This is a genomic window from Amaricoccus macauensis, from assembly GCF_049800915.1.
Taxonomy (GTDB): Bacteria; Pseudomonadota; Alphaproteobacteria; order Rhodobacterales; family Rhodobacteraceae; genus Amaricoccus; species Amaricoccus macauensis_A.
On sequence record NZ_JBNAFY010000005.1, the window covers coordinates 40,615 to 53,276 of the forward strand.

The 12,662-nt window shown below is 63.7% G+C and carries 13 protein-coding genes; 8 read left to right on the plus strand and 5 right to left on the minus strand.

Annotated elements, in window-relative coordinates:
- Positions 1–4 precede the first annotated feature (4 nt).
- Together ACP15W_RS13570 and ACP15W_RS13575 are read right to left on the minus strand one after the other, a co-directional pair.
- The gene (locus ACP15W_RS13570) at positions 5–754 is read right to left on the minus strand and encodes a GntR family transcriptional regulator (protein WP_424933453.1); all 750 of its coding nucleotides are present in this window, start codon (positions 752–754) and stop codon (positions 5–7) included.
- A complete protein-coding gene (locus tag ACP15W_RS13575) occupies positions 741–1,628 on the minus strand; it encodes a BadF/BadG/BcrA/BcrD ATPase family protein (protein ID WP_424933454.1) in 888 nt (295 codons plus the stop codon). Before ACP15W_RS13575 ends, ACP15W_RS13570 begins: the two co-directional genes overlap by 14 nt.
- Positions 1,629–1,818: 190 nt before the next feature.
- Here ACP15W_RS13575 and ACP15W_RS13580 point away from each other — a divergent pair, with 190 nt between their 5' ends.
- Genes ACP15W_RS13580 through ACP15W_RS13605 form a run of 6 tightly spaced genes read left to right on the plus strand, consistent with a single transcriptional unit; the run spans position 1,819 to position 7,808 of the window.
- Positions 1,819–2,706: an N-acetylmuramic acid 6-phosphate etherase gene (locus ACP15W_RS13580; RefSeq protein ID WP_424933455.1), complete on the plus strand. Its 888-nt coding sequence runs from the start codon at positions 1,819–1,821 to the stop codon at positions 2,704–2,706.
- A gap of 34 nt (positions 2,707–2,740) precedes the next feature.
- On the plus strand, positions 2,741–3,994 hold the full coding sequence (locus tag ACP15W_RS13585; protein ID WP_424933456.1) for an ABC transporter substrate-binding protein: 1,254 nt from the start codon (positions 2,741–2,743) through the stop codon (positions 3,992–3,994).
- A 32-nt stretch (positions 3,995–4,026) separates the two neighbouring features.
- Positions 4,027–4,941 carry a carbohydrate ABC transporter permease gene (locus tag ACP15W_RS13590; protein WP_424933457.1) on the plus strand — a complete coding sequence of 305 codons (915 nt, stop codon included), beginning with the start codon at positions 4,027–4,029 and terminating at the stop codon, positions 4,939–4,941.
- A 10-nt stretch (positions 4,942–4,951) separates the two neighbouring features.
- Positions 4,952–5,791 (plus strand): carbohydrate ABC transporter permease, encoded by an 840-nt coding sequence (locus ACP15W_RS13595; RefSeq protein WP_424933458.1) that lies wholly within the window; start codon positions 4,952–4,954, stop codon positions 5,789–5,791.
- Positions 5,788–6,819: a Gfo/Idh/MocA family protein gene (locus tag ACP15W_RS13600; RefSeq protein ID WP_424933459.1), complete on the plus strand. Its 1,032-nt coding sequence runs from the start codon at positions 5,788–5,790 to the stop codon at positions 6,817–6,819. Before ACP15W_RS13595 ends, ACP15W_RS13600 begins: the two co-directional genes overlap by 4 nt.
- The gene (locus ACP15W_RS13605) at positions 6,816–7,808 is read left to right on the plus strand and encodes an ABC transporter ATP-binding protein (protein WP_424933460.1); all 993 of its coding nucleotides are present in this window, start codon (positions 6,816–6,818) and stop codon (positions 7,806–7,808) included. The genes ACP15W_RS13600 and ACP15W_RS13605 overlap by 4 nt, the downstream gene beginning before the upstream one ends.
- A gap of 10 nt (positions 7,809–7,818) precedes the next feature.
- Here ACP15W_RS13605 and ACP15W_RS13610 read toward each other — a convergent pair whose 3' ends face one another.
- From ACP15W_RS13610 to ACP15W_RS13620, 3 genes are read right to left on the minus strand one after another with little or no spacing between them, the layout of a single operon-like run.
- Entirely contained in the window at positions 7,819–8,913 is a 1,095-nt protein-coding gene (locus ACP15W_RS13610) for an ABC transporter substrate-binding protein (RefSeq protein WP_424933461.1), read from the minus strand.
- Complete coding sequence (locus ACP15W_RS13615; protein ID WP_424933462.1) at positions 8,910–10,295, minus strand: sensor histidine kinase N-terminal domain-containing protein; 1,386 nt, start codon at positions 10,293–10,295, stop codon at positions 8,910–8,912. The genes ACP15W_RS13610 and ACP15W_RS13615 overlap by 4 nt, the downstream gene beginning before the upstream one ends.
- Entirely contained in the window at positions 10,288–10,974 is a 687-nt protein-coding gene (locus tag ACP15W_RS13620) for a response regulator transcription factor (RefSeq protein WP_424933463.1), read from the minus strand. The genes ACP15W_RS13615 and ACP15W_RS13620 overlap by 8 nt, the downstream gene beginning before the upstream one ends.
- Before the next feature lie 177 nt (positions 10,975–11,151).
- Between ACP15W_RS13620 and ACP15W_RS13625 the strand changes: the two genes are divergently transcribed.
- Together ACP15W_RS13625 and ACP15W_RS13630 are read left to right on the plus strand one after the other, a co-directional pair.
- On the plus strand, positions 11,152–12,144 hold the full coding sequence (locus ACP15W_RS13625; protein WP_424933464.1) for a Bug family tripartite tricarboxylate transporter substrate binding protein: 993 nt from the start codon (positions 11,152–11,154) through the stop codon (positions 12,142–12,144).
- 79 nt (positions 12,145–12,223) lie between these two features.
- Positions 12,224–12,655 (plus strand): tripartite tricarboxylate transporter TctB family protein, encoded by a 432-nt coding sequence (locus ACP15W_RS13630; RefSeq protein WP_424933465.1) that lies wholly within the window; start codon positions 12,224–12,226, stop codon positions 12,653–12,655.
- Positions 12,656–12,662 lie beyond the last annotated feature (7 nt).

Here is a 12,662-nt window from a genome sequence, read left to right on the forward strand (position 1 = left end):
TCATCTAGAGTCGCAACTCGGCCACGAAATCATAGCCGTCGCCGCGGTAGAGGGAGCGCGTGAGTTCTGCCACGCGACCGTCCGCAAGGAAGGAGGTCCGCTCGATGCGGAGACCCGCGGCACCTTCGGCCACGCCGAGAAGGTCTGCCTCGCGGGATTCGAGATTGATCGCGGAGATCTTCTGCACTGCACGCACGGGCCGTTTGCCGAGCTTGTCTAGCACGTCATAAAGCGAAACGGTGACCTCGATTGGGTTCGGCAGGATGCTGAGCGGAAGCGCCGCCCGTTCAAGCGCCATCGGCCGCCCGTTCGCCTCGCGCAGCCGGTAAATCCGCGCGACCTGCTCGCCATCCTTGAGGCCAAGCGCCTGCACTTCATCCGGTGCGGGCATGAAGACTCCACGTTCAAGCCAGCGGGATGTGGTCTCCACCCCCCGGCGCTCCATGTCTTCCGTGAAGGAGGTCAGGTGCGATAGCGATTGCTCGACCCGTGTCAGCGGCTCGCGCACGAAGGAACCAGACCCCTGCCGCTGCTCGATGAGCCCGTCACGCACCAGTTCGTGGATCGCCTTGCGGACCGTGACCCGCGAAAGCTCGGTGATCTCGGCGATCTCCCGCTCGGGCGGCAACGAGGAATTGGCAGGCAGAAGCCCGGACGAGATCCCCTCCTCAAGCCGCCGGCGGAGCTGGACGTAGCGCGGCCCGCCGGCCTGCCCGAGCCATCCCTCCGGCCGCAGGAAGTCAGTGGCGTCCATCGGAAATCTCCCTGGCAAGGTCGCGCGCAAGTGCGAGCGCACCATCGAGCGGCTGGCCTTTCGGCTCCGCCAGGCCGGCCTGCATGTCCATGGGCAGGAACCGGGCAAAATGCGGCCCGATCCCGCCGGTCAGGCATAACGGGAGACCGGGCGTCCAGCCGATCTGCGGCAGGGTGTGCGCGATCCTGGCGGCACCCTCCTCCATGATGCGCATTGCCAGCGCATCGCCGCTATCGGCGCCTTGCGTCACCAGGGGAGCCAGAGCGCCGAACTCCGCTGGCGTGGCCCGTCCTGCAAACGCGACGATTCCGCCCGTGCCGCCGTATTCGGAAAGAAGCCGCGCCGACAACCCGGAGGGCGCAAAAAGCCCATCGGCCTGATCGAGCGCGACGCGAAGCGCCCTGCGCCCGACCCACTGTGCCGAGGCCTCATCGGCCAATACAGGCCCCCAGCCACCGATGACGCGCATTTGCCCCCCGACCTGGGCGGCGAAGAACGTGCCCGTTCCGCAATGTGCCAGAGCACCGTCACGCGCCCCCAGAACGCCCCGCACGGCAGCCGGGCGGTCATCCTCGATCCGCACACGCGCAAGCGGAAGCGCCATGCGCAATTGGTCCGCGATCTCTGCCGATGTCATACCGGCGAGCCCGATGAAAGCGGGAACATTCGTCAGTGCGTCGAACGCCATACCGGTCTTGCCGGCCAACGCGTCCAGCCCGTTCAGAATCTCACGAACCGTCGCGTCGAAATTGCTCGAAACATTCGCCGGCCCCGCCTCGACGACCGCAACCGAAGGGCCACAATCGAGCGCGAGGCGGCAACGGGTTCCGCCTCCATCAATCCCGATCACCATTGGTTTGCCCGAATCGCTCATGAAAATACCTTTATAATACCTATAGCGGCATTAACAGCCCTTTCCACAACCAAAACCCGCCATGTGAGCGCAGATCTCGGGTTAATGGACTGATATTAAGCAACCAATCCTGCTTTCAAGTGACCTCCGTAAAAAATGGTAGACAAAAGGTATTGTAAAGGTATCGTGACTTCACCGAGGGGAGATTCGATTGATCAGCGTCACGACAGAAGCTCGACACCAGAAAGCAAGTGGACTGGACGCGCGACCCCTGCGCGAAAGCGCCGAGATCCTTGCCGAAGGCCAGATCGCGGCCGCCACCTCTCTCCGTGGCGCTCTGGACCACCTACCCGCCGCAGCATCCGCCATGGCCAACACGATCCGCACCGGGGGCGTGCTGCACTATCTCGCCGCCGGCTCTTCCGGCCTGATGGCTGCGGCCGACGCGCAGGAACTCGGCGGGACATTCTCCATTTCGGCAAGCCAGTTGCGCATCCACATGGCAGGCGGCCTGCCCACCGGCGTCGAGATGCCCGGTAACACCGAGGATGCGGTCCACGGGCTCGAAGAAGAACTGACAGACATCACGCCGCGCGACACGATCATCGCCGTCTCGGCCAGCGGAACGACCCCTTACACGATTGCCGGCGCCAAGTTCGCCCGGCAGCAAGGCGCGACGATTGTCGGGATCGCCAACAATCCGGGCTCGGCGCTGATCGAACTGGCGCACCACCCGATCCTGCTAGAGACGCCCCCCGAGCTGATTTCCGGCTCGACCCGCATGGGCGCGGGCACGGCCCAGAAGATTGCGCTCAATGTCCTGTCGACACTGATGGCAATCGACCTCGGCCATGTCCATGACGGAATGATGGTCAATCTTCGGGCAGACAACATCAAGCTTCGCGCGCGAGCTGCCGGAATCGTTGCGAAAATTTCAGGTTGCGGGGAGGATGCCGCAAGGTCGGCGCTGCAAGCGGCCGGCGGTCGCGTCAAGACTGCCGTCCTCATCGCCGCCGGCGGGCTTTCCCTGCCCAGCGCCCAGGATCTTCTCGACGAGACGGGCGGACACCTTAGAGCAGCTCTCGCACGGCTGACTTGAAGCCGGCACTCAGACATCAACCGGGAGACCAAAGATGAAAAGCAGAATACTCAAACTCGCCCTTGTAACTTCCGCTCTCTCGGCCGTCGGCGCCCAGGCCCAGGACGTGACGCTCACCATCGAGAGCTGGCGCAACGATGACCTGACGCTCTGGCAGGACGAGATCATCCCCGCCTTCGAGGCCCAGTATCCGGACATCAAGCTGCAGTTCACGCCCAGCGCACCGGCGGAATACAATGCCGTTCTCAATTCCAAGCTTGATGCAGGTTCGGCCGGAGATCTCATCACGTGCCGGCCCTTCGATGCCTCGCTCGCGCTCTTCGAGGCCGGCCACCTGACCGACCTCAGCGATCTGGATGCCATGTCGAACTTCTCCGACGTGGCAAAATCGGCCTGGCAGACCGATGACGGCTCCGCGACCTTCTGCGTTCCCATGGCCAGCGTCATCCACGGCTTCATCTACAACAAGGAAGCCTTCGAAGAGCTCGGACTGGAAGTTCCCGAAACCGAAGACGAGTTCTTCGCGGTTCTCGACGCGATCAAGGAAGACGGCACCTACATCCCGATGGCGATGGGCACCAACGACCAGTGGGAAGCCGCCACCATGGGCTACAACAACATTGGTCCGAACTACTGGAAGGGCGAGGAAGGTCGCCAGGCGCTGATCGCCGGGGAACAGAAGCTGACCGATCCGGCCTGGGTCGAGCCCTATGCCACGCTGAACCGCTGGAGCGCCTATCTGGGTGATGGCTACGAGGCGCAGACCTATCCCGACAGTCAGAACCTCTTCACGCTCGGGCGTGCGGCGATCTATCCGGCCGGTTCCTGGGAAATCGCGGGCTTCAACACCCAAGCCTATTTCGAGATGGGCGCCTTCAAGCCGCCGGTCAAGGAGGCAGGCGACACCTGCTACATCTCCGATCATACCGATATCGGGATCGGGATGAACGCAGCCACCGAGCACCCCGAAGCCGCACGCACGTTCCTCGCCTGGGTGGCAAGCCCGGAATTCGCCGAGATCTTCGGCAACGCCCTGCCGGGCTTCTTCCCCCTCTCGGACACGCCCGTCGCGCTCGAGGACCCTCTGGCCCAGGAATTCGCCAGCTGGCGCGAGGAGTGCGACTCCACGATCCGCTCGACCTACCAGATCCTGTCGCGCGGCACCCCCAATCTCGAGAACGAGACCTGGGGCGCATCCGCAGCCGCGATCAAGGGCACATCGACCCCCGAGGAACTCGGCCAGAAGCTCCAGGACGGCCTCGCAAGCTGGTATGAACCGCAGCAGTGACCTGACGGGCGCAACCTGATCCGGAGGTCTCAATGAATCGCCCACGAATACGCTGGCACATCCTCGTGTTTCTGGCGCCGGCTGTCATCGTCTACACGGCGGTGATGATCTTCCCGCTCTTCAACACGCTTCGGCTCGCGCTCTACAGCAAGGTCGAACAGGAGCGCGTGTTCGTGGGCCTCGAGAACTTCCAAACCCTCTTCTTCGACCCGATCTGGGCCGACCAGTTCTGGAACGCGCTCGGGAACAACTTCTGGTTCTTCCTGATCCACATGCTCGTCCAGAACCCGATCGGCATCGCGCTGGCCGCTCTTCTGAGCCACCCGCGCCTGCGCTTTGCCGCCCTCTACCGCTCGGCGATCTTCATCCCCACGATCCTGAGCTTCGTCATCGTGGGCTTCGCGTGGAAGCTCATCCTTTCGCCGATCTGGGGCATCGCGCCTACGATGCTGGATGCGGTCGGCCTCAAGGTCCTGTTCGCCCCCTGGCTGGGCCGCGAAGAATATGCGCTAACCACACTGGCGCTGATCTCGGTCTGGCAGTTCGTCGGCATCCCGATGATGCTGATCTACGCCGCGCTCCTCTCGATCCCCGAAGAGATCCTCGAGGCCGGAGAGATCGACGGCATCACCGGCATGTCGGCCTTCTGGAAGATCAAGCTGCCCCTGATCCTGCCCTCCATCGGGATCATCTCGATCCTGACCTTCGTGGGCAACTTCAATGCCTTCGACCTGATCTATGCCGCCCAGGGCGCCTTGGCGGGACCGGATTTCTCCACCGACATCCTCGGCACGTTCATGTATCGCACCTTCTTCGGGTTCCAGCTCCAACTCGGCGATCCGCACATGGGGTCTGCCATCGCCGGTGCGATGTTCGCGATCATCCTCGTGGGCGTCTGCATCTACCTTTTCGGCATCCAGACGCGGATGCGCCGCTATCAGCTCTAGGGGGATCGCGATGAACAAGGCCCGCAGCAACCCGCTTAACACGGCCGCCATGCACGGTGCGCTGATCCTCTACACGCTGATCGCACTCTTCCCGGTCTTCATCATCCTGATCAACAGCTTCAAGGAGCGCCGCGCGATCTTTCGCGAGCCCCTGGCCCTGCCCGATGCCGAGAGCTTCTCGATGATCGGCTACCAGACCGTGATGAAGCAGGGAGATTTCTTCCTCTACTTCCAGAACTCGATGATCGTCACCGTTGCCTCGCTCTTCTTCATCCTGCTCTTCGGGGCGATGGCAGCCTATGCGCTCAGCGAATACCGGTTCCGGGGCAACATGCTCATGGGGCTTTATCTCGCGCTGGGGATCATGATCCCGATCCGCATCGGCACCGTCGCCATCCTCGAGATGATGGTGGCAACCGGCCTGGTGAACACGCTCTGGGCGCTGATCCTTGTCTACACGGCACAAGGCCTGCCGCTCGCGGTCTTCATCCTCAGCGAGTTCATGCGCCAGGTCTCGGATGACCTGAAGAATGCAGGGCGCATTGATGGCCTTTCGGAATACACCATCTTCTTCCGGCTTGTCCTGCCGCTGGTGCGCCCCGCGATGGCCACGGTCGCGGTGTTCAACATGATTCCGATCTGGAACGACCTCTGGTTCCCGCTGATCCTGGCACCCTCAGAGGAAACCAAGACCCTCACGCTCGGCAGCCAGGTTTTCATCGGTCAGTTCGTCACCGACTGGAACGCCGTCCTCTCCGCGCTCTCCATGGCGATCCTGCCAGTGCTGGTGCTCTACGTGATCTTCTCCCGCCAACTCATTCGCGGCATCACCTCGGGAGCCGTAAAATGATGCGGGTTCTAATCGCGGGTCTGGGCAACATGGGCAAGAGCCACGCGCTGGCCCATCACACCCATCCCGGCGCGGAGATCGTTGGCCTCGTCAATCGCTCGCCCGTGGATCTGCCCGAAGAGCTTGCCACCTATCCCCGCTTCACGAGCTTCGAGGAGGGTCTGGCAACCTCCCCCGATCTCGTCGTCATCGCCACCTATTCCGACAGCCACGCGGACTATGCCTGCATGGCGATGGAGGCTGGCGCGCATGTCTTCGTGGAAAAGCCGCTCGCGACCAATGTGGCGGATGCACGCCGCGTCGTGGCCAAGGCCCAGGAAACCGGCCGCAAGCTGATGGTTGGCTACATCCTGCGCCACCACCCGAGCTGGGTGCGGCTGATCGGAGAAGCCCGCGCGCTCGGCGGACCCTTTGTCTTCCGCCTCAATCTCAACCAGCAGTCCTCGGGCGCCGAATGGGAAACCCACAAGGCCCTGATGGCCACCACCAGCCCCATCGTCGATTGCGGTGTTCACTATGTGGACGTGATGTGCCAGATCACCGACGCCGCACCCGTCCGCGTTCACGGCATCGGGCTGCGCCTCACCGACGAGATCCCCGAGGGCATGTACAACTACGGCCAGTTCCAGACCCTCTTCGCCGATGGCTCGGTCGGCTGGTACGAGGCCGGCTGGGGACCGATGATGTCCGAGACCGCGTTCTTCGTGAAGGATGTGGTCAGCCCCAATGGTGCGGTCTCGATCACGGAGGCCGACAAGGGTGCGTCTTCCGATATCGACGGTCATACGAGGGTGGGCGCGATCCTCGTCCACACCCCCGACGGTGATCGCCTGATCGAGATGCCCGAGGAACCAGGCCACCAGGCGCTCTGCGACGCCGAACAGGCCTACATGCTGCGCGCCATCGCCGAGGATATCGATCTCTCGCGCCACATGAGCGATGCCGTCCAGTCGCTCGCCATCTGCCTGGCCGCGGACGAGAGCATAAGGACGGGCAGAGCCGTAGACCTGAAGGATTTTGCATCATGACCGCCCTCGCGCTGACCGACGTGAACAAGTCCTTCGGTGACACCCATGTCCTCAAGGACATCAACCTCGATGTGGAGGAAGGTCAGTTCGTGGTTTTCGTCGGCCCCTCGGGCTGCGGGAAATCGACGCTGCTGCGGGTGATCGCGGGACTCGAAGACGCCAGTTCGGGCGAGGTCCGCATCGGCGGTGAGGTCGTCAATCTCACGCCTCCGTCGCGGCGCGGGATCGCCATGGTGTTCCAGAGCTACGCGCTCTACCCCCATCTCAACGTGCGCGGCAACATGTCCCTCGCACTGAAACAGGAACGGAAATCGAAGGAGGTGATCGCCGAGCGCATCGCCACCGCCAGCCGGATGCTGAACCTCGAACCCTATCTCGACCGCTACCCGTCGGAGCTCTCCGGGGGCCAGCGCCAGCGGGTCGCCATCGGACGCGCCATCGTGCGGAAGCCCAAGCTCTTCCTCTTCGACGAGCCGCTCTCGAATCTCGATGCCGCGTTGCGCATGAATACGAGGATCGAGATCGCGAACCTCCACCGCCAGCTTGGCGCCTCGATGATCTATGTCACCCATGACCAGACCGAGGCCATGACACTGGCCGACAGGATCGTCGTCCTGCGCGATGGCCGAGTCGAGCAGATCGGCAGCCCGATGGAGCTTTACAACAACCCCGCCAACCAGTTCGTTGCGGGGTTTCTCGGCTCGCCTTCGATGAACTTCTTCCCCGCGTCACTCGTTCACGATGCAGCCGGTGACACGATGGGAATCCGACCCGAAGACCTGTTCATCTCCGGCGATGGGCCAATTGCCGCGCGGGTGAACCATGTGGAGCACCTGGGCGGGGACACCAACGTGATCGCGCAGGTGCAGGAACACCAGATCACCGCCCGTCTCTTCGGACAGCACCCCATCCGCGAGGGTGAGGACGTGCGCTTCGGCTTCCACCCGCAAAAGGCCTTCCACTTCGGCCAGGACGGCCTGCGGCTCTGATGCCGGGGGGTCACGGCTCGCGAAACGGTCCTGCCCTGCGCGACTGCGCGAAGGTGTCCCGCCAGAGCGCGAGGAACCCCTCACGCTTTTGCCTGTCGAGACCGACAAGCAGGACCGGTGACAGCGCAACGGGCCGCAGGACGGCCTCGCTTTCCGCGGCCGGATCGAGCCAGCTTCCATCCGATGTCGTGACATCCACGAAGAGCTCATCGGCGGCCAGAACCCGCTGCCCTGTGTCGGAGAGCAGGAAATCCAGCAGAAGACCGGCGGAAACGGGGTCGCGGGAATATTTCGGGATCAACGCCCCCCGCGCCAGAACGAGCGTGTAGTCCTGCGGTGCAACCACGATGAGATTGTCGGCCTCCCGCGCCCGTGCAAGTGCGTAGGATCCCAGCACGTTGTAGGCGAGCAGATACTCCCCGCTCGCGACCCCGTCTATGATCTCCGCCGAGCAGCAGGTCGAAACTGCCCCGGACCGCGCGAAGGCCTCGATCAGGCTGCCAAACGTGGTGGCCTGCTGTGCATCGAGAAAGGCGAAGAGATACCCCAACCCCGAGGCTTCGATATCGTATGTCGCGACCTTGCCGGCGAAACGGCTTTCTGGCGAGCGCAGCAGGTCGATCAGGTCGAAGCGCGTTCGGGGCGCTTCCGATGCCGGCACGAGATCACGATTGTAGACAATGACCGCCGGTTCGCGGGTGATGCCGAAGACCTCGTTTCGCCAGTTGAGATTGTCCGGCAGCGATGCCGTGAGACCGGAGACATGCGCGCGCGCGCAACCGTCATTGACGAGCTTGACTTGCAGGTCCACCGCAGAGCTGATCACCAGATCGGCGCTCGAAATCCTCTTCCTGCAATCCTGCCGGGTCAGGGCATCGAGATCGTTGGATCCCCATTGCTCGTAGACAACCGCTATGTCGGGACTGTCGGCCACGAAGGCCTCGAGCACACCGGCAAAGAGATCGAGATCGGTGGTTCCCCGGACCGTGACCTCCAGTGCCGCTTCCTGCCAACCGAACCGCCGGACGTGCTCGGGCCCCGGCTGGGCGAAGGCCGCTTGGGCAAGCCAGACGGCAAGCATGGGCGCAAACTTCAACGATGTCATTGCGGTCCCTTCTCGCGCAACGGAAGCCTGATCGAGGCTTCGAAACCCGAAGGAGAAAGGTTGCGGAATTCGAGCCTGCCGCCCTGCGCGGCGGCGACCGAGGCGACGATGGCCAGCCCGAGCCCGGCGCTGTCTGCGGATGCACCGCTCCTGCGTGCAAAGCGGGTTCCCGCATCGGTCCAGTACTCTTGCGGAAGTCCCGGTCCCGCATCCCGAACCGCGATGGATGCCACGCCCTCACGGACCGAGACGGACAGGAACACGGGCTCCTGCCCGTGATTGAGAGCGTTTGCCGCCAGGTTCTTCACCGCTTCGACCAGCGAAAGCCGGTCGCCATCGCACCAGACCGGATCTTCAGCCAGTTCCAGCTCCACCGGACGCTCCCGTCCAAAATGGGCATGCTCGACCTCCTCCATTGCCGCGATGGCCACCTTGCGCAGGTCGAGCCGCTCGAGCGCGACCGCATCGGCCCGGTGAATGATCAGGGCATGTTTCAGAAGCTGATCGGTCAGCCGGCCAAGATTGACCGACCGGGCATGAACCCGCTCGAGGATCTGGCGCAGCCTCGCCGGGTCCTCTTCCTCGGCGGCCAGCTCTGCCTGCGCCCGCATCGCGGCAATCGGTGTGCGCAGCTGATGAGAGGCATCGGCAATCAGGTTGCGCATGATCTCGAACTGCCGGTCCAGCCGGGCCATGAACCGGTTCAGCGCCTCGACCAGGCTGGAGACCTCGCGCGGCGTCGCGACATCGATCGGGGTCATGTCCTGGGGCGAGCGCAGGCGCAGGGCGCGTTCGATCCGGCGGATCGGTGCCAGCGCGGAGAAGACGGCAAGCGCGGCCAGTCCCGCCATCACGAGGGTGATGAGCGCCGCGGTGACCAGCGCGTTCCGGGTGATCTGCGCTGCAAGATCCTTGCGCGCTTGAAGTGTCTGCCCCACGAGCACATCGATCCGGCCGGAATAGGTCCGTTCGGCGAAGGGGCGGCTGACACGCACCGCGCGGATCGGTTCCCGCGCAAACTCCGTCCGGAAGAACCGGACATCCCCCTCGGGCGGCACCAGCTCTTCATAGCCGGTGATCAGCCGGCCCATGGCGTCATAGACCGCATAGACCACGCGGTCGTCGGGCGCGAGGGCGAGCAGCTCGAACGCGGACACCGGCAAATCTATGACCACCTCGCCACCCTGCAGCGTGACGGAACCTGCAATCTGGTTCGCGGCACCGACCAGAAGCCGGTCATAGGATTGTTGCGCCGCATTGCGGCCAAAGGAAAAGGCGGCAATAGCCACCCCTCCGCCGCCGAGCGCGATGATGACCGCAAAGGCGAGGCCGAGACGGCGCGCAAGCGACCCCCCACGCATCGGCCCGGCGAATTCAGGCATCTGCGACAAGCTGATAGCCAAGCCCGCGCAGCGTCCGTATCGCCACTCGGCTGGGTTCGAGTTTCCGGCGCAGGCGTGCAACGTAGAGCTCGACCGTGTTCACCCCGACCTGTTCATCTTCGAAGGAATACATGCGTTCGAGGATCTGCTCCTTCGCGATGACCCTGCCCCGGTTCGACAGCATGATCTCGAGCAGGCTGAACTCCCGGCGGGTCAGCGAGACCGGCTCGCCGCCGATCTCGAGTGTGCACCCGGCCGGGTCGAACACGAGATCCTGGAACTCGATCCTTCCACCGCGATCCGGGGTCGACCGCCGCATGAGGGCCCGAACGCGTGCCTCCAGTTCGCGAAGATCGAAGGGTTTGACAAGGTAGTCGTCCGCACCCCGATCGAGCGCCGAAATGCGCTCGTCGATGCCGCCGCTGGCGGTCAGCATCAGGACGCTGGTGGGTTTTCGGGCCGAACGCAGGGCGGCCAGCGCATCCCGGCCCGAACCGTCAGGCAGGCCGATATCGAGGATGGCGATGTCGTAGTCCTGCACGGCGATGCAATCGAGCGCATCCGCCAGCGTCGCTGCATGGTCGACAGCATCCCCCCGCCGGGCGAACGCGGCAACGATGGCCTCGGCGACATCCGTGGCATCCTCGAGCAGCAGGATGCGCATCCTTTCCCCCTTCATACAGACTTCTTGCTTGTTGATGCGAGAATACGCCCACACCAACAGGGTGACAATTCGGGAAACGGAAAGGTTGACAGGTTCACGACAGTCTGGCCCGTTAACAACGGGAACTCCGGTGCATCAAGCCCGAAAGTACGGGCGGCACCGGTTGAGACACCCATGTGGGAGGAAAAAAGAATGTTCGGAATCAAAACCATCGGCGGCGGCGTTTCCGCAGCCCTGCTCGCAAGCTCCATCCTGGTCGGCCCGGCGCTGGCCTTCGAACCGGAGCAGACCGAGTGCATCGCCCCGGCAAATCCCGGCGGCGGCTGGGACTTTACCTGCCGGCAGTTCGGCAAGGTCGCGCAGGACCTGGGACTCATCCCGGGCACCATGCAGGTGACCAACCTCGCAGGCGGCGGCGGCGGCGTTGCCTTCGCAGAGGTCGTCAACAAGCGCGGTGACGACAACGATCTCATCGTGGCGGCCTCCACCGCAACCGCGACCCGCCTCGCGCAGAACGCCTATCCCGGCAACACCGCCGACCAGGTTCGCTGGCTCGGCGCACTCGGTGCCGACTATGGCGTGATCGGTGTCGGTGCCGACAGCGAGATCAACACGCTTCCCGAACTGATGGAGCAGATCAAGGCAGACCCGCGTTCGATTGCGATTGGCGGTGGCTCGGCCGTGGGCGGCTGGGACCACCTCAAGGCTCTTATCGTGGCGAATGAAGCCGGCGTGGAAGACGTCCGGAACGTCAAATACATCGCCTTCGCGGGCGGCGGAGAGGCCATCACCCAGCTCCTTGCCGGGTCGCTTCAGGCCTACAGCGGCGATCTCTCGGAAGCCAAGGGCTTCGTCGATTCAGGCGATCTCAAGGTCCTCGCGGTTCTGGCGCCCGAACGTCTGGAAGGCGAATTCGCGGACTTCCCGACCGCCATCGAACAGGGCATCGATGCAGAAGGCGCCAACTGGCGCGGCTTCTACGCGCCGGGCGGCATGACCGACGAAGCCTACGATTACTGGACCTCGACGATCGGCGAACTCTACGCCAGCGACGAATGGAGCCAGGTCATGGAAACCAACGGTCTTGCACCGCTGGATCTCACCGGCGCCGACTTCCAGCAGTATGTGGACGAGTCGATCTCCCAGATCGAGTCGCTCTCGCGCGAGATCGGCCTCATCAACTAGGCCTCCTCACTGAAGACGGTGTCTGCTTCCGGCCCCACTGGCCGGAAGCCTTTTCGCTATTCCATTGCTGGAGGTCTCCATGAGCGACCGCATATTTGGCGGGATCGGGCTGATCCTTGCCATCTTCTTCGGCGTGCAGGCTACGATGATCGAGGTCGCCTTCATCAGCGACGTGGTCGGCCCGTCCGTCTTTCCCCTCATCGTCGCTACCGTCATGGGCATATCGTCGATCTACTTTCTTCTGAAACCCGACCCGGAACCAGACTGGCCCCAGGCAGGTCGGCTGGCGGAGATCGGCTTTGCCGTTCTCGTGCTCTACGCCTATGCGCAGCTCCTCCCGGTGCTCGGTTTCGTGATCGCGACGATCTTTGCCGCCGGCTATCTCGCCTGGCGCCTCGGTTCCAGGCCGCTCGAAGCCGCCCTGGTCGGGGTCGGCACATCTGTCGGCATCTTTGTCGTCTTCCGGTTGATCCTCGGCCTCTCGCTGGCGCGCGGCCCCCTCGGTTTCTAGGAATCTG